Source organism: Sphingomonas abietis, assembly GCF_027625475.1.
GTDB classification, from domain to species: domain Bacteria; phylum Pseudomonadota; class Alphaproteobacteria; order Sphingomonadales; family Sphingomonadaceae; genus Solisphingomonas; species Solisphingomonas abietis.
Map to the genome: position 1 here is coordinate 4,306,547 of NZ_CP115174.1, position 21,494 is coordinate 4,328,040.

A 21,494-nucleotide genomic window follows, 5' to 3' on the forward strand; every position below is an offset into this window, starting at 1 on the left:
GTCGGTCGCCCCGCCCTCCCGATCAGGCAGCGCGGATCATCCGCCGCCACAGGCCATCGTCGGCGAGGATCTCGCGTGCCGCATTGTGGCCGGGGGCGCCGGTGACGCCGCCGCCGGGATGGGTGCCGGCGCCGCACATATAGAGGCCCTTCAGCGGGCCGCGATAGGCGCCGTTGCCGAGGATCGGCCGCGCCGACCACAGTTGATCGAGGCTCATATTGCCATGCATGATGTCACCGCCGGCCAGCCCGAACTTGCGCTCCAGATCGAGCGGCGAATGGATCTGCCGCGCGATCACCGAGGCCTTGAAGCCCGGCGCCCAGCGCTCGACGGTCGCGATGATGAGGTCGGCGGCGGTCTCGCGCTCGTCGTCCCAGCTGCGCGCAGGGCCATCGGCGCCGCGCGGCAGTTCGGGCGCGAACTGCTGGCAGAACAGGCTGGCGACATGCTGGCCGGGCGGCGCCAGGCTGTCGTCCACCGTCGACGGGATCAGCATCTCGACGATCGGGCGGGCCGACATGCCGCTGCGCTTGGCATCGGTGAAGGCGCGATCCATATAATCGAGCGTCGGCGCGATGATGATGCCGGACTGGTGATGCTCGCCGGGCTGCGGCAGGCAGGCGAAGCGCGGCAGCTCGGACAGCGCGACATTCATCCGGAAGGTGCCGGAGCCGACCTTGAAGCCCTTCACCCGGCGCCGGAATTCCGGCGCGAGATCGTCCGGTGCGATCAGCCTGTCGTAGAGCAGGCGCGGGCCGACATTGGCGACGATCGCCTTGCCGAACACCTCGGCACCGTCCTCCAGCCGCACCCCGACCGCGCGGCCGCCATCGACCAGCACCTGTTCGACCGCCGCATCGGTGGAAATCTCCACCCCGGCCTCCTCGCAGGCCTGGCGCATCGCCCCGGTGATCGCGCCCATGCCGCCGATCGCATGGCCCCACGCGCCCTTCTTGCCGTTCACCTCGCCGAAGACGTGGTGGAGCAGGACATAGGCCGAGCCCGGCGTATCGGGGCTGGCGAAATTGCCGACCACCGCGTCGAAGCCGAACGCCGCCTTCACCGGCTCGCTGTCGAACCAGCCATCGAGGAAGGTGCGCGCCGATTTGGTGAAGAGATCGAGCATGTCGCGATGCTGGGCGAGGCTGAGTCCGGCCAGCCGACGCCCCTGCCGCGCGGCGGACAACAAGGTGCCCAACCCTTCGCCCATGTTCGGCGGCGAACGCAACGCCAGATCGCGCAGCACGTCGGCCACCGTCTCCAGCGACTCGTAATAGGCCGGCAGCACCTTGGCGTCATGGGTCGAGAATTTGCGGAACTCGGCCTGGGTCCGTTCCAGCCCGCCGCCGAGCTTGAGATAGCGGCCGTCATCCTGCGGCAGGAAGTTGGAGATCGGCCGCTCGACGATGCGCAAGCCCCGCTCGGCCAGCTTCATGTCGCGGATCACCTTGGGCTGGAGCAGGCTGACCGTGTAGCTCGCCACCGAATTGCGGAAGCCGGGGTGGAATTCCTCGGTCACCGCGGCGCCGCCGACGATCGAGCGCCGTTCCAGCACGCGTACCGACTTGCCGGCGCGGGCGAGATAGAAGGCGCAGACCAGCCCGTTATGGCCGCCGCCGATGATCACGGCATCGGTGCGCTTGGTCATTCAGGACACTCCGTCGGAAGCAGGGCCGGATACCGGATGAGGCCGCCGGCTCCAGCCGGGCGCCGGCGCGTGGTGCAGGCGCGCCTCGGGGATGGCATGGCGGACCTTGCCGCAGAAATTCCGCAGCGCGACCTCCTGCTCGCTCAGCGGGCCGACCGTGAAGCTGGCCGACGCCATGCCGTCCTGCACGCGCTGGACGAGGCCGGTATCCTCGGCATTGACCTGCCGGTTGATCCGCCAGTTGCAATAGCGCGCCGCCGTCATCGCGCGCTTCCAGCCAGCCGGCATGTCGGTATCGGGCAGGCAATAGGCGATCTCGCGGATCAGCGTGTGCGTCGGCGAGACCGGCAGCCACTGCATGAAATCGACCTGATCGGGGTAGATGTCGAAGGCGACGTTCGGCCAGAGCTTGAAATAGGTCCACAGCCGCTGCCGTTCGGGCGGCAGATGCGGCACCTGTGGCAGGAAATGCTGGTAGGCGCGCTCGGACGGGTTGGCGGAGGGCTTGTCGACGATCGGCCCCCACATCTTGTCGACATGCGGGCTGGCCTCGACGCCATAGCCATCGGCCATCAGCCGCTTGAGCCCCGGATGCGCCACCGCGATGTGGAGCCCGTCCGAATAATTGTCGCCGATATTCTTCCAGTTGACCGTGCGCGGCCGCAGCGTCACCCGGCCGAAGGCGCGCAGATCCTCGAAACGATAAAGCGCGATTTCCGCCTCATAGGGCGCCATCATCGCCGCCACCGACGGGCCGCCACCCTCCAGCCTCACGAAGACGAAGCCGCGCCACGTCTCCAGTTCCACCGGCACGAGGCCGTGCTGCGCGGGGTCGATCGCATAGCTGTCGCGCATCGGCACGCCGGTCAGCCGGCCGTCGAGATCGTAGGTCCAGGCATGATAGGGGCAGACCAGCCGCTTCGCGCAGCCCGAAGGCCCGTCGAGCAGCCGCGCGCCGCGGTGGCGGCAGACATTGATGAAGGCGTTCAGCCCGCCATCGCGCCCCCGCACCACCACCACGCTCTCGCCGGCATAATCGAGCGTATGGAAATCGCCCGCGCCGGCGACGTCGCTGGCATGGCAGACCAGCTGCCAGGAGGGACGGATGACGCGCGCCATCTCGGCCGCGAAAAATTCAGGGTCGGCATAGGTCCAGGCCGGCAGGCTCCAGCCCGCATCGGGATCGATGTCACTGTCTACACCCGGTGCCGCCCGCGCCATGCCGCCCTCCATTGCTGCACGATCGTACAGCAGAAGTGGGCCATGGCAAGACCCGGCTCAGCGCGTCGCCCAATAGGCGAACACCTCGCGCTGGAGGCCATCGACCAGCGCGCGGGCCGCCGGCCCTTCCCACGGCCCGTCATGGCCGCGCAGAAAGGCCTGGCCGCCGGCCCACCAGCCCTGCCCCGGCAGGCCATCCGACTCGCGGACGACCAGCACGGCCAGTTCGGGTTCGCCCGCCGCCATGCCCGCCTCGTCGATCACCGCGAGCGTCTTGCAGACGGCGCGCATCTTCGGGCGGGTAAAACGGTGGCCGAGCGCCGCCAGCAGCGCGGAATAGCTGATCGCCTCGCCGGCACGCGCCGCGTCGAGCAGCAGTCCGCGAACCCGCGCCACGTCCGCGATGGCGTTCGGCCCGGCGCTATCCGGGGCGGGGGCATCATCCGGAGTGAGGGCATCGGTCATGCGGCGGGCGCCCAGCCGGGTGCGGCGAGGGTGAAGCCGGCGAAATCGAAGGCAGGCGCGACGACGCAGGAAACCAGCGCCCAGCCGCCGATGGTCTCGGTCGATTGCCAATGGTGGGGCGGGACCAGCCGCTGCGGCAGTTCCCCGGCCAGCACGTCGCCGCCCAGCGCGACCCGCTCGACCGGCCCGGCATCGTCGGGCGCGGTCAACAGGCGCAGCGGCGCGCCGGCATGCCAGAGCCACAGCTCGGCCGCATCGACGCGGTGCCAATGCGATCGCTGGCCGGCTTCGAGCAGGAACAGGATGGCGGTCGCCCCGGCGCGCTCGCCGGGCGGCGCCGCGGCCCGCCAGGTCTCGCGATACCAGCCGCCTTCGGGATGGGGTGCGAGCGCCAGTCGCTCGATGATCGCCCGTGCATCGTCCATCGCGGCAATGTCGGCGGGGCAGGCGGGAGAGGCAAGGGTCGAAAACAAAGGGTCCGGCAGCAGGCGGCTGGCGGGCGCTCAGCGCGTCCCCGCCAGCCAGCCGATCAGCACATAGGCGACGATACCCGGCAGGCCGAGCCCGAGGATGGTGAGCGCCACCAGCGCGACCCGGACAAGCCCGACATCGGCGCCGGACCAGTCCGCGAACCCCCGGCAGACGCCGAGCCACGCCCCCCGGCGACGGTCGATCACGAAAGGATGGGACATGATATGTCTCCGCTCGACGGCGATCAGAAGCGGAACACGGCGGCAGCGGAGGTCTGCGCGGGCATGACGGCGGCGGCGACGAGGATGGCGCTGCACACCACCGCACCGGCGGCGGAAACCAGCGTGTCACGGACGGCGGTGAGGTTGAACGAGAACATGGCGTATCTCCTGATGATCGAGTTCCGCCGGTGATCGGCGGGACGCCAGGATGATTGCAGGGGTCGTGCCAAATCGAATAAATGGCGCATTTCCGCCTTTCTCGAACATCGGGCCTATGGCGCAGCCGCGGCAATTCCTAACTTACCGCAACATTTGCCACAGATTGGTACTTTTCGTGTCCAGGATCGCGATGCGTGGCGAACATCCGCCATTTGCGATGCCGCCGCACCGCACTACATAGGCCGGGACATGCCACCCGATCTCCCCGGCACGATGGAGACGAAGACCGACGCCGGCTTCGCCTCGCTCCGCCGCTTCCTGCCCTATCTCTGGCCCGCCGACGCACCCGCGCTCCGGCTGCGCATCGTCGTGGCACTGCTGCTGGTCGTCGCCTCCAAGCTGGTGCAGGTCTATGGCGCGCCGTTCGCGCTCCAGAATGCGATCGATCACATGGCGCATGGCGATCGATCGGCGACCACGCTGATCGTCGCTTTGGTGGTGGGCTATGCGGCGGCGCGGTTCGGCGGCACCCTGTTCGACAATCTGCGCAACGCGGTGTTCGAGCGGGTCGGCCAGGATGCGACGCGCCGGCTGGCGGCGACGGTGTTCCGCCATCTCCACCAATTGTCGCTGCGCTTCCATCTGTCGCGGCGCACCGGGGCGGTCACCAAGGTGGTCGAGCGCGGCACCAAGAGCATCGACACGATGCTCTATTTCCTGCTGTTCAACATCGCGCCGACGGTGCTCGAACTGGCACTGGTGGTGCAGATCTTCTGGAGCCGCTTCGGGCTGTGGCTGGTCGTCTCCACGCTGGTGATGGTCGCCGTCTATATCGCCTTCACCCGGATCGTGACCGACTGGCGCAACGCATTGCGCGCGAAGATGAACGATCTCGACACGCGCTCGGTCGCCCATGCGGTGGATTCGCTGCTGAACTTCGAGACGGTGAAATATTTCAACGCCGAGGAGCGCGAAGCCCAGCGCTACGATCGCGCCATCACCGCCTATACCAGCGCGGCGGTGAAGAACGAGACGTCGCTCGCCTGGCTCAACATCGGCCAGGCGCTGATCACCAACCTGATGATGGCGGGCGGCATGGCGCTGGTCGTCGCCGGCTGGGCGCGCGGGCAGTTCAGTGCCGGCGATGTGGTGCTGGTCAGCACCCTGCTCAGCCAGCTGTTCCGCCCGCTCGACATGCTCGGCATGGTCTATCGCACGGTGCGGCAGGGCCTGCTCGACATGGCGGCGATGTTCGATCTGATCGACACCGATGCCGAGGTGGTGGACCTGCCCGGCGCGCCGGCGCTGGCGGTGGCGCGCGGTCATGTCCGCTTCGAGGATGTGCGCTTCGCCTATGACGCCGAGCGGCCGATCCTGAAGGGCATCGACATCGACGTGCCGGCCGGCAGCACGCTGGCGATCGTCGGCCCGTCGGGGGCCGGCAAATCGACCATCGCGCGGCTGCTCTATCGCTTCTACGATCTGAACGGCGGCCGCATCACCATCGACGGGCAGGATATCGCCGGGGTGCAGCAGGCCTCGCTGCGCGCCGCGATCGGCATCGTGCCGCAGGATACCGTGCTGTTCAACGACACGATCGGCTACAATATCGGCTATGGCCGCGCCGGCGCCACCGACGAGGATATCCGGGCTGCCGCCCGCGGCGCGGCGATCGATCGCTTCATCGAGAGCCTGCCCAAGGGCTATGCCGCCGAAGTCGGCGAGCGCGGCCTCAAATTGTCCGGCGGCGAGAAGCAGCGCGTGGCGATCGCCCGCACGCTGCTGAAAGACCCGCCGATCCTGATCCTCGACGAGGCGACCAGCGCGCTCGACAGCCGCACCGAGGCCGAGATCCTCGATACGCTGGACGCCGTGGCGGCGCGGCGCACGACCATCACCATCGCCCACCGCCTCTCGACCATCGCCGATGCCGACCAGATCGTGGTGCTCGATGCCGGCGCCGTCGCCGAGCGCGGCACCCATGCCGAGCTGATGGCCAGGGCCGGCCTCTATGCCGAGATGTGGACCCGCCAGGCCGCCGAGCACGACACCGAGGACACCCTCGCCGCCGAATAAGCGCGCCCGCTTGATCGCGGCGCGCACAAGCCTACCATCCTCCCAAAACAACAGGAGGGGCTTGCGATGTCGATCGGCATGATCGTGGCGCTGGGGGCGATGCTACAGACGGCTGCCCCGGCCCTTCCGGCGCCGCCCGTTACCACCATGTCCGCCACCACCACGCCGGCGGATGCCACGACCGTGCCCGGCGATCCCGCCAGCACCGCGGTGAAGCTGCGCGAGGTGGACGCCCGCATGACCGTTCCCGTGCTGATCAACGGACAAGGCCCGTTCCGCTTCATCGTCGACAGCGGTGCGACGCGCACGGTGATCTCGAGCAGGCTGGCCGCCCAGCTTGCCCTGCCCGCCGCAGGCACCGTCCCGCTGCACAGCATCGGTGGCGAAAGTGAGGTGCCGGCGGCGCGGATAGCATCGCTCTATGTCGGCACGCTGCCCGCCAAGGAGATCGTGGCGCCCATACTCGACGAGACGAACCTGGGCGCGGCCGGCATCCTCGGCATCGATACGCTGAAGGGCAAGAAAGTGGTGATCGATCTGCTGCACCACAGCATGTCGGTGGAGCCCGCCGACAAGATGTTCCGCGCGCCGATCGACAATGAGATCGTCGTCACCGCCCGCAGCCGCTTCGGCCAGTTGGTGCTGGCCGACGCCGATGCCGCCGGGCAGCGCATCTATGCGATCGTCGATACCGGCAGCATGGTCACGCTCGGCAATCTGGCCCTGATGGACAGGCTGGTGCGCAAAAAGAAGGCGACGCCGCAGCAGACCGTCATCACCGATGTCACCGGCCGCGAGATCGTCGCCACCTATGCCCCGATCAGCGACCTGAGGCTGGGGCCATGGCATATGAGCAACGTCGTCATCGCCTTCGACGACGCCCACGCATTCGCGCGCTTCGGTGTCGCCAACAAGCCGGCGATGCTGCTCGGCATGGACATGATGCAGGCGTTCAGCCGGGTCTCGATCGATTTCGCCCGCCGCAAGGTGCGCCTGTTGCGGCGGGGCGAGAATGACGGAACGACGGTTCGCCTCGATCCGGCCGGTTGAGCCGGATCAGGCCACCCACTGCGCCAGCCAGTCGGCCAGCCCCTGCGGCGTCATGTGGCGCGCATCGGCGAGCGCGAACAGCTTGTCGCGGTTGAGCAGGCGGTCATGCGCCGGGTCCACCACCAGAATGGCGGGGACGCCTTCCAACCGGCCATTAATGCCATAATGGGCGGCGATCTCGCCATTCTTGTCGAACCGGCCGATATTCACCTTGGCGATCACGAAATGCTTGGCGAGATAGGGCTGAAGCTCGGGCAGCTCCATGATGCTCGCCAGCACCCGGCAATCGAGGCACCAATTGCCGCCGAGATCGATCAGCAGGCGCTTGTGCTCGCGCTTGGCCTGCGCCTTGGCCTTGGCGACGACGGCCTGCGCATCGGCATTCTCGTCATAGGGGAAGGGCAAAGGCTGCGGCAGCTGATCGATGCTGGCGACCGAGACATGCGGCGCCTGGGGCGCGGAAACGGCGGGTGCCGTGAGGGCGGTGGCCGACAGAGCGGCGAGGGCGAACAGCGCGACGGATTTGATCATGGGGTGAGCCTAATAGGACGCCGCGTTTCGCGCTAGATAGCTCTCGTCGCCCGTTCGCAAGCCGAGCTTGGGCGGGTGACGCGGCAGCGCGATCGCGCTAACGCGGGCCGACATGCTCGCCGATCCCCTCGATATCCTGCGCACCACTTTCGGCTTTCCCGGTTTTCGCGGGGTGCAGGCCGATGTGATCGATCGCGTGATGGCCGGCCGCGGCACGCTGGCGGTGATGCCGACCGGCGCCGGCAAGTCGCTCTGCTACCAGCTGCCGGCACTGGCGCGGCCCGGCACGGCGGTGGTCGTCTCCCCGCTGATCGCGCTGATGCACGATCAGGTGCGATCGGCCGAGGCGTTCGGCATCCAGGCCGCCACGCTGACATCGGCCGATTCCGATCGCGAGGAGACGATGCGCCGCTTCCGCGAGGGCGCGCTCGATCTGCTCTACGTGGCGCCGGAACGGGCTTCGGGAGAAGGCTTCCGCAATCTGCTGCGGACCACCGAATTGTCGCTGTTCGCGATCGACGAGGCGCATTGCGTCAGCGAATGGGGCCATGATTTCCGGCCCGATTACCGCCTGCTGCGGCCGCTGCTCGATGCCTTTCCCGAGGTGCCGCGGCTTGCGCTGACCGCCACCGCCGACGCGCACACCCGTGCCGACATCCTCCAGCAACTGGGCCTGCCCGAAGACGGCCTGATCGTCGCGGGTTTCGATCGGCCCAACATCCAGTATCGGATCAGCCCGCGCGACGGCCTCGCCACCCAGCTCAAGGCGTTCATCGCCGAGCAGCCGGGCGCCGGCATCGTCTACGCCCCCACCCGCGATGCGACCGAGCGGCTCGCCGCCCAGATCGCCGACGCCGGGCGCGAGACGCGCGCTTATCATGCCGGGCTCGATCCGGCGGTGCGCGCCCGCAACCAGCGCGACTTCGTGGCGTCCGAAGACATGGTGATGGTCGCCACCATCGCCTTCGGCATGGGCATCGACAAGCCGGACGTCCGCTTCGTCGCCCATGCCGGCCTGCCCAAGTCGATCGAAGCCTATTATCAGGAAACCGGCCGCGCCGGGCGCGACGGCGATCCGGCGGTCGCCCATCTGTTCTGGGGGGCCGAGGATTTCGCCCGCGCCCGCAAGCGGCTCGGCGAGGTCGACGACAGCCGCGTCGCCGGCGAACGCACGCGGCTGACCGCGCTCGCCCATCTGGTCGAGACCGCCGAGTGCCGCCGCGCGATCCTGCTGCGCCATTTCGGCGAGCATCCGGCCGAGCGCTGCGGCAATTGCGACAATTGCCTGAACCCGCCCGCGACCACCGACGTGACGACGGTGGCACAGAAACTGCTCTCCGCCGCCTTCCGCACCGAGATGCGCTACGGCGTCGGCCATCTGGTCGACGTGCTCGCCGGGCGCGACACCGAGAAGGTCATCGCCAACGGCCATAACAGTCTCTCGGTGTTCGGGATCGCCGACGAGGAGGAGCTGAAACTGGTCCGCGCCGTCGCCCGCGTGCTGATCGCGCGCGATGCGCTGCGCGCCGACGACTATGGCGGCCTCTCCTTCGGCCCCGCCGCGCGACCGATCCTCAAGGGCGAGGAATCGGTCGGGCTCGTCGTCCAGGAGAAGCGTGAGCGCAAGCGCAAGCGCGCCGCGGCCGAGGATTATCCGCACGATCCGCTGTTCGAGGCGCTGCGCGCGAAACGCCGCGAGATCGCCAAGGAGCGCGGCGTGCCGCCTTATGTCATCTTCCACGATTCGACGCTGCGCGAGATGGCCGGGCTGCATCCGACCACGCTGGCAGGGCTGGCGCAGGTGACCGGCGTGGGCGAGGCCAAGCGGGAGGCCTATGGGGCCGCCTTCCTCGAGGTGCTGCGCAACTGGCAGGGATAGGCTAAGGGCGGCTGCGAAACCCGCGAGGAGGCGCTGCCATGTTCCGCACCATCGATGAAACCCTGCTGGTCGCCGGCCAGATCGCCCCTGACGATATCGCCACGGCGGCGCAGCAGGGCGTCCGCATGATCATCAACAACCGACCCGACGGCGAGCAGGGCGGCCAGCCGAGCTCCGCCGAGATCGAGGCCGCGGCGACCGCGGCGGGCCTCGGCTATGCTCATATCCCGGTCGATCATTCGGGCTTCTCGATGGACCAGGTCGACGCGATGACGGCGGCGCTCGCCCGGCCCGGCCCGGCGCTGGCCTTCTGCCGATCGGGCACGCGATCGACCTTCCTGTGGTCGCTGGCGCGGGGTGCGGCCGGCGACGAGCCTTCCGAGATCGCTGCCAAGGCGGCCAATGCCGGCTATGACGTGGCACCGCTGCTGCCGATGATCGAGAGCCTGCGCCCGAAGGGGTGAGGTCTCCCAGAGCGCTGAAGGACAGGCCGGGCCGAAGGCCCGCAAGCGCGAACGCGCGCCCGAGCTGATGCGAGGAAAGCCGAGCGATGCGGATGCATCGCGCCGGCGCTTGAGGTTCACGACAAAGCGGCCCTCCAACAAAAAGAGGCCGGCGAGTTGCCTCGCCGGCCCAGGTTTCTTCGCAGGAGGAAGCTCTTAATAGTGGTAGGCGCGCTCGCCATGATCGGAGATGTCGAGCCCTTCATGCTCGGCTTCCGGCGAGGCGCGCATGCCCCAGACCTTGTCGATGATGAAGAACAGGATCGCCGATCCGATGCCCGACCACAGCAGGGTGATCACGACCGCTTCGATCTGGGTGATCACCTGCGGCCACATCGCATAGGTGCCAGCCACCATCGTGCCCGGCTTGCTGGTGTAATCGGCGATGCCCTGGCCGCCGAAGGCCGGGTTGTCGAGGATGCCGGTCATGATCGCCCCGGTGATGCCACCGATGCAATGCACGCCAAACACATCGAGCGAGTCGTCATAGCCGAACTTCGACTTCACCGTGGTGACGAAGAAGAAGCAGATCGGCGAGACCATCAGGCCGAGGATCAGCGATCCCATGGTGCCCGCGAAACCCGAAGCCGGGGTGACGGCGACGAGACCGGCGACGACGCCCGAGGCCGCACCGAGCAGCGACGGCTTGCCCTTCACGATCTGCTCGACCAGCAGCCAGGAGAGGCCGGCGGCGGCCGTGGCGATGAAGGTGTTCATGAAGGCGACGGCGGTGACGCCGTTCGATTCGAGGTTGGAACCGGCGTTGAAGCCGAACCAGCCCACCCACAGCAGCGAGGCGCCGATCATGGTCATGGTCAGCGAGTGCGGCGGCATCGGCTCGTTCGGATAGCCGAGGCGCTTGCCGAAGATCAGGCAGCCCACGAAGCCTGCGATACCCGCATTGATATGCACCACGGTGCCACCGGCGAAATCGAGCGCGCCCTTCTGGAACAGATAGCCGGCGTCGTTGGTCGCGTCGGTGAGCGCCTGGCCGCCCTTGATCGCGGCCGCCGCCATCGCGTCGGGGCCTTCCCAATACCAGACCATGTGCGCGATCGGGAAATAGATGAAGGTCACCCACAGCGCCACGAACAGCATCAGCGGCGAGAAGCGCACCCGCTCGGCGAAGCTGCCGATGATCAGCGCCGGCGTGATGCAGGCGAAGGTCATCTGGAAGCAGACATAGACCAGCTCGGGAATATAGACGCCGTTCGAGAAGGTCGCGGCCTGGCTATTGGCATCGACGCCCTTGAGGAACAGCTTGGAAAGGCCGCCGAAGAACGGCGTCGGCCCGGCGGTGAACGCTTCGGAATAGCCCCAGCACACCCAGATCACCGACACCATGCAGACGATCATGAGCGTCTGGGTGAGGATCGAGAGCATGTTCTTGGTGCGGACCAGGCCGCCATAGAACAAAGCAAGGCCCGGCACCGACATCATCAGCACCAGCAGCGTCGACACCAACATCCAGGCGGTATCGCCCTTGTTGACCGTCGGCGCGGGGATGGGTGAAGCGGGCGCAGCAGCGGCCGCCGCCTGCGCGAGCGCCGGATGCGCGGCAAACGCCGCCATTCCCAGCGTTGCCAGGCCGAGGCCCAGCTTGGTGACTGGTTTCATCATTCCCCCTTCCCTCACAGCGCGGTTTCGTCGATCTCGCCGGTGCGGATGCGCACCGCCTGAGCGAGATCGAGCACGAAGATCTTGCCGTCGCCGATCGCGCCGGTGTTCGCCGATTGCTGGATCGCCTCGACGACGCGCGGTGCCAGATCGGAGGTGCAGGCGACCTCCACCTTGATCTTCGGCACCATGTTCGTCGAATATTCCGCACCGCGGTAGATTTCGGTCTGCCCCTTCTGCCGACCGAAGCCCTTCACCTCCGTGACGGTCATGCCGGCGACGCCGATACCCGACAGCGCCTCGCGCACTTCGTCCAGCTTGAATGGCTTGATGATCGCGATGATCAGTTTCATGCCGCCTCCCTGCTTTTTTGCCCGGAATTCGGGTTCGCAAGAGACGTGCCAATCGGGAAACGTGACATTTCCGCGACGAAATAGGATTCAGAGGCGAAATGATCGCCCGAGTCTTAGGCAGAAATGCATGGATGCTGCTTTTTTGAGCAGAAGGCCGGTCAGAAGTCGGGCTCCAGCGAGCGCAATGCCCGGGCTTCGTCCGCCTCGTCCACCATCAGCCGCGCCGGCAGCAGGCCGCCGAGACCGAGGCCGGCAACGCCACCGTCGAACAGGATCGCTTCGATACCCTCGGCCGCCAGCCGGCCGCGCGCCATCTCGGCGATCATCCGATCCGGAAAGGTCTCGATCTCGACCAGCGCCATCAGGCCGCCGCCGTGCCGCCAACGGTAAGCCGATCGATCAGCAGGGTCGGCTGGCCGACGCCGGCCGGCACCGACTGGCCGCCCTTGCCGCAGATGCCGATGCCCTCGTCCAGCGCCATGTCGTTGCCGATCGCCTGCACGCGGGTGAGCACGGATGGCCCGTCGCCGACCAAAGTCGCGCCCTTGATCGGCGCGCCGAGACGGCCATTCTCGATCTTATAGGCCTCGGTGCAGGTGAAGACGAACTTGCCGGAGGTGATGTCCACCTGCCCGCCGCCGAAGCTCTTGGCGTAGATGCCGGTCTTCACGCGCGAGAGGATCTCGGCCGGATCGTCCTTGCCGCCGAGCATGAAGGTGTTGGTCATGCGCGGCATCGGGGCATGGGCGAAGCTCTCGCGCCGGCCATTGCCGGTGGCGGGCACGCCCATCAGCCGGGCGTTGAGCCGATCCTGCATATAGCCTTTCAGGATACCGTCCTCGATCAACGTGTTGCACTGGGTCGGCGTGCCCTCGTCGTCGATCGAGAGCGAGCCGCGCCGATCGGCGATCGAGCCGTCGTCCACCACCGTCACGCCGGGCGCCGCCACCCGCTCACCGATGCGGCCCGAGAAAGCGGACGAACCCTTGCGGTTGAAATCGCCTTCGAGGCCATGGCCGATCGCCTCATGGAGCAGCACGCCGGGCCAGCCGGGGCCGCACACCACGGTCATCTCGCCGGCGGGCGCCGCCACCGCCTCGAGATTGACCAGCGCCTGCTGCAGCGCCTCGTCGATGGCGCGTTCCCAGGTCGCCGGCTCGAACAGCCGATCGTAGAGATAGCGGCCGCCCAGCCCGAAGAAGCCGGTCTCGCGCCGGCCATTCTGCTCGGCGACAATCGAGACGTTGAGGCGGACGAGCGGGCGGACATCGGTGGCGAGGAAACCGTCGGGCCGCACGATCTCGATCACGCTCCATGTGCCGGACAGACCGACCGACACCTGCGCGACGCGCGGATCGCGCGCCCGCGCCATCGCATCGATGGTCTGGCAGAGTTCGACCTTCTTCGCGAACGGCACCAGGCTCAGCGGATCGGCATCGCCATAGAGGTGACGGTTGGTCCGCGCCGGCGGCGGCGATTTCGCGCTCCTGGCCGGATCGAGCAGCCGCATCGTCTCGGCCGCGCGGCGGATGGCGGCCTCCGAAATCTCGTTGGCATGGGCGAAGGCGGTGGTCTCGCCGGACACGCCGCGCAGGCCGAAGCCGGACTGGGTGGTGAAATCGGCGGTCTTCAGCCGGCCATCGTCGAAGCCGAAGCTCTCGGCGGCGAGATATTGGAGATAGAGCTCGCCATCGTCGCACGCGCCGAGCGCGGAGGCGGTGAGTCGTTGCGCCGCATCCGGATCGAAGGCGTCGCGATAGAGGAAGGCGCGGGGATCTGTGAGGCTCGTCATACCGACGATATAGGCGCGGGCTCCAACCTATGAAACCCTCGCAGATCAAAGCCTCAGGCGGCTTCGCTCCGATCAGCCGGGCCGCCGATCAGCACGAAGCGGCGATCACAATAGCCGCATTCGACGAAGCCCTCCTCGTCAATCTCCAGGAACACGCGCGGATGGCCGAGCGCGGCGCCGGTCGGGATGTCGCTGGCACCGTCGCACACCACGCGAGAGGTGGAGACGCGGATCGTTTCGGGCTGGTTCATGCTCACATCCGCCGCATAGCAAGCGGCCGGCCCTGGATCAATCGGGCTCGGTCGATCGGGCCGACTGAAGGACGCCGTATCAGGCCAGCACGGCGGGCGCGGCTGCCGTGACCGGCGCCGCCAGCGGCACCTCGACCACGGCCACCAGCAGCGCGAGCAGCACCGCGACCATGATGGCGAAGCGCGATCGGCGGACGATGCTGGGGAGGGCTGCCTGTGTCATGTCCGCCATAGTCGCCCAAAATGCCTAATGCCCGGTGAAGGGAAAAGGTTAATGGCGCTGCCCGCCCCTAGCGGCACGGCACCGCAACGTCTATCTGCCCGCGCATGACAGACGCCGCGATCCGCATCCAGGACCTCCAGAAGACCTATGCCGGGGGCAAGACCGCGCTCCACGGCGTCAGCTTCGATGTGCCGAGGGGCCAGATATTCGGCCTGCTCGGCCCCAACGGCGCCGGCAAATCGACGCTGATCAACATCCTGGCGGGGCTCGTCAACAAGAGCGCCGGCAAGGCCGAGATCTGGGGCTTCGACATCGACGAGCACCCGCGCAACGCCAAGCGCTCGATCGGCATCGTGCCGCAGGAAATCCTGTTCGATCCCTTCTTCACCCCGCGCGAGGCGCTGGAGATCCAGGGCGGCCTCTACGGCATTCCCAAGGCCGAGCGGAAGACGATGGAGCTGCTCAAGGCAGTGTATCTCTCCGACAAGGCGGATGCCTATGCCCGTTCGCTGTCGGGCGGCATGAAGCGCCGGCTGCTGGTCGCCAAGGCGATGGTCCATACGCCCCCCGTCCTGGTCCTCGACGAGCCGACCGCCGGCGTCGACGTCGAACTGCGCCAGCAGCTCTGGGCCTATGTCCGCGAACTCAACGCGCGCGGCACCACCGTGGTGCTGACCACCCATTATCTCGAGGAGGCGCAGGAGCTGTGTGATCGCATCGCGATCATCAACCATGGCCGCCTGATCGCCAACGAGCCGACCACTACCCTGCTCGCCAAGGCGCAGGAGAAGGTGGTGGAGGTGACGCTCGATCGCGACATCGCCGCCGCGCCCGATATCGCCTGCTTCGAGAAGAGCGAGCTCAAGGGCGATCGCGTCATCGCCATCACCTACCATAAGGACAAGGTGAACGCCGGCGAGGTGCTCTCCGCGCTCAATGCGGCAGGCTATGGCATCATCGACGTATCGACCCGCGAGGCCGATCTCGAGGATGTGTTCCTGAGCCTCACCTCCGACCGGGCGGCCGCCTGAGATGGCGACCCGGCCCTTCGACGTCGTCATCGTCGGATCGGGCGCGGCGGGGCTGACCGCAGCACTGTCGCTGGCCGAACGCTTCAAGGTCGCGGTGCTCGCCAAGGGCGGCCTTTCGGAAGGATCGACCAACTGGGCGCAGGGCGGCATCGCCGCGGTGCTCGAAGAGGGCGACAGCTTCGAGAATCATATCGAGGACACGATGGTGGCGGGCGCGGGCCTCAACAACCGCGCCGCCGTCGAGTTCGTGATCGAGGGCGCGCCGGCGGCGATCGAGCGGCTGATCCAGCTCGGCGTGCCGTTCAACCAGGAGGGCAATGCCCTCCATCTGACCCGCGAAGGCGGCCACAGCCACCGCCGTATCGCCCATGTCGACGATGCCACCGGCCATGCCGTGCAGGTCGCGCTGCAGCGCGCCGCAGTGGCGCATCCCAACATCACCCTGATCCCCGACATGGCGGTGATCGACCTCGCCACCTCCCGCCACGGCGAACGCTATCTCGGCGACGGCCATGTCTGGGGCGTCTACGCGCTCAACCGGCGCAGCGGCGCGGTCGAGCTCTACACCGGCAAGGCGACGATCCTCGCCACCGGCGGCGCGGGGCGCACCTATCTCTATTCGACCGCGCCGCGCGGCGCGACCGGCGACGGCATCGCGATGGCGTGGCGCGCCGGCGCGCGCGTGTCGAACATGGAGATGATGCAGTTCCACCCGACCTGCCTGTGGAATCTCGACGTCAAGAATTTCCTGATCACCGAAGCGATGCGCGGCGAAGGCGGGCAACTGAAATTGCCGCCGGGCGCGCCCGGTGCCGGCCACCGCTTCATGCCCGATTTCGATCCGCGCGAGGAACTGGCGCCGCGCGACATCGTGGCACGCGCGATCGACCATGAGATCAAGCGGCTCGGCCTCGATTATGTCCATCTCGACATCAGCCACCAGCCGCCCGAGTTCGTGAAGCACCACTTCCCGACGATCTACGCCAAGCTGCTCGACCTCGGCATCGACATCACCACCCAGCCGATCCCGGTCGTGCCCGCCCAGCATTATACCTGCGGCGGGATCATTGTCGATCTCAAGGGCCGCACCGATCTGCCCGGCCTCTATGCGGTGGGCGAATGCACCCAGTCGGGCCTCCACGGCGCCAACCGGCTGGCCTCCAACTCGCTGCTCGAATGCTTCGTGTTCGGCGAGGCGGCGGCCGGCCACATCGGCCGCCATTTCGACGAGATGCCGGCGCCGCCCCCGATCCGCCCATGGGACGAAAGCCGCGTCACCGATTCGGACGAAGAGGTGATCGTCCAGCACAATTGGCGCGAGATCCGCCGCTTCATGTGGGATTATGTCGGCATCGTCCGCACCACCAAGCGGCTGGAGCGCGCCCAGCACCGCATCAAGACGCTGCGCCGCGAGGTCGAGGATTATTATGGCGAGTTCCGCGTCACGCCCGACCTGATCGAGCTGCGCAATCTGGTCGAGGTCGCCGACCTGATCGTCCGCTGCGCGCTCGCCCGCAAGGAGAGCCGGGGCCTCCACTACACGCTCGACTATCCCGAGACGTTGCCCGAGGCGCGGGACACGATCCTGGTTCCCTAACATCCAGAAGTGTCGAACGGCCGGGCGCCCTCCCTTCAAGCCCGTCATGCTGAACTTGTTTCAGCATCCCGCCTCTACCGAGCGTGAAGCGCCAAGGTTCGCTGGGATCCTGAAACAAGTTCAGGATGACGCCCGTCTCGTTAAGCCGAGTCGCGAACGCACTCCTGCTCCAGCCTAGCGCTTGCGGCGGTGCCTGTGATGGTGGGCGCGGATTTTCGGGAACGCCGTGCCCAGCATCTGCCCATAGCGCTGGCGAAGCACGCGCGCGTCGACGTCCATCAGCACGTCGCCGGTCTGCACGTCGACGATATAGGCGGCGGTGCCACCCCTATTGGCGCAGCTCGAATGCACCGGCACCTGCGCCGCGACGATCAGCCGCTGCCCGCTCGTCCACCCGACCGCGCCGACATTCGCCTTTTCATGATCGTCGCACAGCATCTGCGGTGCGAACAGCTTGCGGATCTTGCGGGTCAGGTTGATTTCACGCCAGTGCCGTCCCTTCGGCTTGCGCACCAGGATCGTCGTCTCGAACGATCCTTGGCCGTCCTCGTCGTCGGCGGTGACGGCGTTGGCCGTGACGGCAAGCGCTCGCGAATCCGGCGCCCAGAGCAGTTCGGCATGGGGTCCGCCGGCGAAATCATGATCGTCGCCGCCGATGAAGACGCTCAGATGGTCGTCCGAGTCGTCGTCGGGGGTCCAGTCCGAAAAGCGTGCGATCGCCCGCGTGCGGCCGTCGGGCGCCGTCACCGTCATCGGGCGTGGGCTGCCATAGATGCCGGTGACGCCCACCGCATGCTTGGCGAACAGCCCCGCCTGCGTCGGCGCGGCGCAGGCCCCCACCAGCAGCATCGCCAGCGCCAGCCGCATCCGTCCCTCGATCCCGAACCTGCCCACGCGTGCTACTTCACCACCGCACAGGCCACGCGCGCACCGGCACCGCCGATCGGCTGCGTCTTATAGTCATCGGCGGCGGCGTGGATCACCACCGCCGATCCATCGGCGTCGAGCAGGTCCGCCCGCGCCGTGCCGGCATGCAGCGCCACCAGCGGCGTGAACAGTTCGGCGGTCGCCGTGCCGTCCGCACCGGCGAAGATGTTGGGCAGATCGCCCTGGTCGCTGGCCTGCGGGTTGAGCAGTCCATGGATCGATGGCGTCATGGTGTGGACGTGGCCGCCCGACATCTTGAACGCCGCATCCGAGCAATCGCCCTTTTCGTGGAAATGGATACCGTGCCAGCCCGGCGTCAGCCCGCTCGCCTCGACGCGCAGGAGCACCCCGTGGGGCGCGTCGGTCAGGGTGACATGGCCGATCACGGCACCGGCGCCGTTCTTCAGTTCGCTGGTCTTGACCGTCTGCGGCGCGGCGATCGGGTCTTGGGCGATCGCGGTCCCCGCCAGCAGCAAACCGGCGAACACGGGCAGAATACGCATGACGGACTCCTTTGGTGAGGCACCGGGCCTGCCGGCCACGGATATCGGATCTCGGACAAGGCCCATGGTAGCGCGGCCACAGCCGCCCTGCCAAGCACCGCCATGCGCGCAACGCCTGTCGCCTTCGATCCGCGCGCTTGCTAAGCGGGCGGCATGGCATCCAACCATCTCTATCTCGTTGACGGCTCCGGCTATATCTTCCGGGCCTATCACCAGCTGCCGCCCCTCACCAATCGCGACGGGCTCAATGTCGGCGCGGTCTATGGCTATACCGCGATGCTGTGGAAGCTCGCCGACGCGCTGCACAAGGCGGACGGGCCGACCCATCTGGCGGTGGTGCTGGACAAGGGCAGCCACACCTTCCGCAACGACATGTACGACCAGTATAAGGCGCACCGGCCGCCGGCGCCCGAGGATCTGGTCCCCCAATTCCCGCTGATCCGCACCGCGACCAAGGCCTTCTCGCTGCCCTGCATCGAGGAAGACGGCTTCGAGGCCGACGACATCATCGCCACCTACACCTGCCGCGCGGTCGAGGCTGGCTGGAACGTCACCATCGTCAGTTCGGACAAGGATCTGGCCCAGCTGATCATCCCCGGCCAGGTCGACATGCTCGACACGATGAAGAACGAGCGGCGTTCGGTCGATTATGTGCAGGCCAAGTTCGGCGTCGGGCCGGAGCGGCTCGGCGACGTGCTGGCCTTGATGGGCGACAGCGTCGACAATGTGCCGGGCGTGCCGGGGATCGGGCCGAAGACCGCTGCCAAGCTGATCAACGAGCATGGCGATCTGGAGGGCGTGCTCGCCGCGATCCCGGCGATGAAGCCGTCCAAGATGCGCGAGAATCTCGAAAACAATGTCGAGATGGCGCGGCTGTCGCGCCAGCTGGTGGCGCTCCATTGCGACATGACGCTGCCGCAGGATCTCGATTCGCTGAAGCTGGACGGCATCCCGCCCGAGCCGCTGCGCGACTTCCTCGAGCAGCAGGGCTTCAAGACCCTCCTGTCGCGGTTGACGGGCGAGCGCCCGATGGCACGGCCGACCGACCTCAAGGCGACGCCGGTGAGCGACGCCACCGCACCCGCCGCCGAGATAGCCAAGCGCACCGGGATGCCGGCGCTGCCCGAACTGCCACCGATCGATTGCACGGCCTATGCGACGATCTCCGACGAGGCGGCGCTCGATGCGATCATCGCCGAGGCCCATGCGGGTGGGCTGCTCGCCATCGACACCGAGACCGATGCGTTGGACAGCATCGCCTCGGGTCTGGTCGGCATCAGCCTCGCCACCGCACCGGGCCGCGCCGCCTATATTCCCGTCGGCCACGTTTCCAGCGACGACATGTTCGGCGAGAAGCCGCCCCAGCTGCCGCTCGGCACCGTGATCGACAAGCTGCTGCCGGTGCTCGCCGATCCGGCGGTGCTCAAGATCGGGCACAACATCAAATATGACATCAACGTGCTGGCCCGGCACGGTCTGGTGATCGCGCCGTTCGACGACAGCATGGTGATCTCGTTCGATCTCGACGCCGGCAAGATGCTGGGCGGCCATGGCATGGACGTGGCGGCGACCACCCACCTCGCGCATAGCTGCACCAGCTTCAAGGACGTGACCGGCACCGGCAAGAAGCAGATCAGCTTCGCCCATGTCCCGCTCGATCGCGCCACCGCCTACGCCGCCGAGGATGCCGACGTCACCTACCGGCTGTGGACCCGGCTCAAGCCGCGCCTCGCCCATGAGGGCGCGACCCGCGTCTACGAGATGGTCGATCGCCCGCTGATCCCGGTGATCGCAGGCATGGAGCGCGCCGGCATCAAGGTCGATCGCGACCAGCTGTCGCAACTGTCCAGCCGGTTCACGCAGGAGATGGCGCGACTGGAGGAGGAAATCTACGCCGAGGCCGGCCATCCCTTCACCATCGGCTCGCCCCAGCAGCTCGGCACGGTGCTGTTCGACGAGAAGGGCCTCAAGGGCGGCAAGAAGGGCAAGTCCGGCGCCTATTCGACCGACGTCACCGTGCTCGAGAAGCTCGCCGCCGAGGGCAATGCGATCTGCCGCATGGTGCTCGACTGGCGGCAGGTCGCCAAGCTCAAATCGACCTATACCGAGGCGTTGCAGGCGCAGATCAACCCGGTGACGGGGCGTGTCCACACCAGCTATTCTCTCACCGGCGCGCAGACCGGGCGGCTCTCCTCGACCGACCCCAATCTCCAGAACATCCCGATCCGCACAGAGACCGGCCGGCTGATCCGCGACGCCTTCGTCGCCGAGCCGGGCAACGTCATCCTCGCCGCCGACTACAGCCAGATCGAGCTGCGCCTCGCCGCACACATGGCCGACGTGCCGGCGCTGCGCGAGGCGTTCGCGGCTGGAGAGGATGTCCATGCCCGCACCGCGATGGAGCTGTTCGGCGAGGTCAACCGCGATACCCGCGGCCGCGCCAAGACGATCAACTTCGCGATCCTCTACGGCATCTCGCGCTGGGGCCTCGCCGCGCGGCTGGAGATCGACGCGGACAGCGCGCAGGCGATGATCAGCCGCTATTTCGAGCGTTTCCCCGGGATCAGCAGCTATATCAACGAGACGCTGGAGCAGGTTCGGGCGAAGGGCTTCACCGAGACGCTGTTCGGCCGCAAGACCTGGTTTCCGCAGATCGCGAGCAGCACCCAGCATATCCGCCAGGGCGCCGAACGCGCCGCGATCAACGCACCGATCCAGGGCACCTGCGCCGACATCATCAAGCGCGCGATGGTGCGGATGGGGCCGGCGCTGGCCGAGGCCGGCTTGCCCGACGTGAAGATGCTGCTCCAGGTCCACGACGAGCTGGTGTTCGAGCTGCCCGAAAAGGATGTCGACGCCGCCACCACGGTGATCCGCGCCGTGATGGAGAGCGCCGCAGCACCGCTCGTCACCCTCTCGGTGCCGCTCGGCGTCGAGATCGGCACCGGCCCGAGCTGGGGCGCCGCGCATTGAGCC

22 protein-coding genes are annotated in these 21,494 nt (G+C 67.6%); 7 read left to right on the top strand and 15 right to left on the bottom strand.

The genetic code is table 11. The features are described 5' to 3' along the window. Positions 1–22: 22 nt before the first annotated feature. From PBT88_RS20420 to PBT88_RS20445, 6 genes are all read right to left on the bottom strand, one after another. Positions 23–1,648 (bottom strand): phytoene desaturase family protein, encoded by a 1,626-nt coding sequence (locus PBT88_RS20420; RefSeq protein WP_270077108.1) that lies wholly within the window; start codon positions 1,646–1,648, stop codon positions 23–25. Continuing rightward, positions 1,649–2,869: an aromatic ring-hydroxylating oxygenase subunit alpha gene (locus PBT88_RS20425; RefSeq protein WP_270077109.1), complete on the bottom strand. Its 1,221-nt coding sequence runs from the start codon at positions 2,867–2,869 to the stop codon at positions 1,649–1,651. A gap of 57 nt (positions 2,870–2,926) precedes the next feature. After that, positions 2,927–3,334 (bottom strand): ribose-phosphate pyrophosphokinase, encoded by a 408-nt coding sequence (locus PBT88_RS20430; protein WP_270077110.1) that lies wholly within the window; start codon positions 3,332–3,334, stop codon positions 2,927–2,929. Beyond that, positions 3,331–3,759 (bottom strand): cupin domain-containing protein, encoded by a 429-nt coding sequence (locus PBT88_RS20435; RefSeq protein ID WP_270077111.1) that lies wholly within the window; start codon positions 3,757–3,759, stop codon positions 3,331–3,333. The genes PBT88_RS20430 and PBT88_RS20435 overlap by 4 nt, the downstream gene beginning before the upstream one ends. A gap of 78 nt (positions 3,760–3,837) precedes the next feature. Next, positions 3,838–4,026 (bottom strand): PspC domain-containing protein, encoded by a 189-nt coding sequence (locus tag PBT88_RS20440; protein WP_270077112.1) that lies wholly within the window; start codon positions 4,024–4,026, stop codon positions 3,838–3,840. A gap of 23 nt (positions 4,027–4,049) precedes the next feature. Continuing rightward, a complete protein-coding gene (locus PBT88_RS20445) occupies positions 4,050–4,184 on the bottom strand; it encodes a hypothetical protein (protein ID WP_270077113.1) in 135 nt (44 codons plus the stop codon). A 250-nt stretch (positions 4,185–4,434) separates the two neighbouring features. On the opposite strand from PBT88_RS20445, the gene PBT88_RS20450 reads away from it, so the two are divergent. Next, complete coding sequence (locus PBT88_RS20450; RefSeq protein WP_270077114.1) at positions 4,435–6,261, top strand: ABCB family ABC transporter ATP-binding protein/permease; 1,827 nt, start codon at positions 4,435–4,437, stop codon at positions 6,259–6,261. A gap of 66 nt (positions 6,262–6,327) precedes the next feature. Beyond that, entirely contained in the window at positions 6,328–7,311 is a 984-nt protein-coding gene (locus tag PBT88_RS20455; RefSeq protein WP_270077115.1) for an aspartyl protease family protein, read from the top strand. Positions 7,312–7,317: 6 nt separating this feature from the next. Here the strand turns inward: PBT88_RS20455 and PBT88_RS20460 are convergent, their stop codons facing one another. Beyond that, complete coding sequence (locus PBT88_RS20460) at positions 7,318–7,842, bottom strand: thioredoxin family protein (protein WP_270077116.1); 525 nt, start codon at positions 7,840–7,842, stop codon at positions 7,318–7,320. Between the two features lie 112 nt (positions 7,843–7,954). Here PBT88_RS20460 and recQ point away from each other — a divergent pair, with 112 nt between their 5' ends. Together recQ and PBT88_RS20470 are read left to right on the top strand one after the other, a co-directional pair. Then, on the top strand, positions 7,955–9,721 hold the full coding sequence (gene recQ, locus PBT88_RS20465; protein ID WP_270077117.1) for a DNA helicase RecQ: 1,767 nt from the start codon (positions 7,955–7,957) through the stop codon (positions 9,719–9,721). A 38-nt stretch (positions 9,722–9,759) separates the two neighbouring features. Further along, entirely contained in the window at positions 9,760–10,185 is a 426-nt protein-coding gene (locus tag PBT88_RS20470) for a TIGR01244 family sulfur transferase (RefSeq protein ID WP_270077118.1), read from the top strand. 195 nt (positions 10,186–10,380) lie between these two features. Here the strand turns inward: PBT88_RS20470 and PBT88_RS20475 are convergent, their stop codons facing one another. The 6 genes from PBT88_RS20475 to PBT88_RS20500 all read right to left on the bottom strand — a co-directional run bounded on the left by PBT88_RS20475 (position 10,381) and on the right by PBT88_RS20500 (position 14,460). Further along, positions 10,381–11,841: an ammonium transporter gene (locus PBT88_RS20475; protein WP_270077119.1), complete on the bottom strand. Its 1,461-nt coding sequence runs from the start codon at positions 11,839–11,841 to the stop codon at positions 10,381–10,383. 14 nt (positions 11,842–11,855) lie between these two features. Further along, on the bottom strand, positions 11,856–12,194 hold the full coding sequence (locus PBT88_RS20480; protein ID WP_270077120.1) for a P-II family nitrogen regulator: 339 nt from the start codon (positions 12,192–12,194) through the stop codon (positions 11,856–11,858). A 158-nt stretch (positions 12,195–12,352) separates the two neighbouring features. Beyond that, positions 12,353–12,556: a putative signal transducing protein gene (locus PBT88_RS20485; RefSeq protein WP_270077121.1), complete on the bottom strand. Its 204-nt coding sequence runs from the start codon at positions 12,554–12,556 to the stop codon at positions 12,353–12,355. Continuing rightward, positions 12,556–13,986, bottom strand: a complete 1,431-nt coding sequence (gene tldD, locus PBT88_RS20490) for a metalloprotease TldD (protein WP_270077122.1) — start codon at positions 13,984–13,986, stop codon at positions 12,556–12,558. Before tldD ends, PBT88_RS20485 begins: the two co-directional genes overlap by 1 nt. Before the next feature lie 53 nt (positions 13,987–14,039). Next, complete coding sequence (locus PBT88_RS20495; protein ID WP_270077123.1) at positions 14,040–14,237, bottom strand: zinc-finger domain-containing protein; 198 nt, start codon at positions 14,235–14,237, stop codon at positions 14,040–14,042. Between the two features lie 79 nt (positions 14,238–14,316). Continuing rightward, complete coding sequence (locus PBT88_RS20500; protein ID WP_270077124.1) at positions 14,317–14,460, bottom strand: hypothetical protein; 144 nt, start codon at positions 14,458–14,460, stop codon at positions 14,317–14,319. 104 nt (positions 14,461–14,564) lie between these two features. Between PBT88_RS20500 and PBT88_RS20505 the strand changes: the two genes are divergently transcribed. Together PBT88_RS20505 and nadB are read left to right on the top strand one after the other, a co-directional pair. After that, positions 14,565–15,491: an ABC transporter ATP-binding protein gene (locus PBT88_RS20505; protein ID WP_270077125.1), complete on the top strand. Its 927-nt coding sequence runs from the start codon at positions 14,565–14,567 to the stop codon at positions 15,489–15,491. A gap of 1 nt (position 15,492) precedes the next feature. Further along, a complete protein-coding gene (gene nadB / locus PBT88_RS20510) occupies positions 15,493–17,088 on the top strand; it encodes an L-aspartate oxidase (RefSeq protein WP_270077126.1) in 1,596 nt (531 codons plus the stop codon). 174 nt (positions 17,089–17,262) lie between these two features. On the opposite strand, the gene PBT88_RS20515 is transcribed toward nadB, so the two are convergent. Next, positions 17,263–17,982 (bottom strand): hypothetical protein, encoded by a 720-nt coding sequence (locus PBT88_RS20515; protein ID WP_270077127.1) that lies wholly within the window; start codon positions 17,980–17,982, stop codon positions 17,263–17,265. A gap of 5 nt (positions 17,983–17,987) precedes the next feature. Beyond that, positions 17,988–18,518 (bottom strand): superoxide dismutase[Cu-Zn], encoded by a 531-nt coding sequence (gene sodC / locus PBT88_RS20520; RefSeq protein ID WP_270077128.1) that lies wholly within the window; start codon positions 18,516–18,518, stop codon positions 17,988–17,990. Positions 18,519–18,671: 153 nt separating this feature from the next. On the opposite strand from sodC, the gene polA reads away from it, so the two are divergent. Continuing rightward, positions 18,672–21,491 carry a DNA polymerase I gene (gene polA, locus PBT88_RS20525; RefSeq protein ID WP_270077129.1) on the top strand — a complete coding sequence of 940 codons (2,820 nt, stop codon included), beginning with the start codon at positions 18,672–18,674 and terminating at the stop codon, positions 21,489–21,491. The last annotated feature ends 3 nt before the right edge of the window (positions 21,492–21,494 follow it).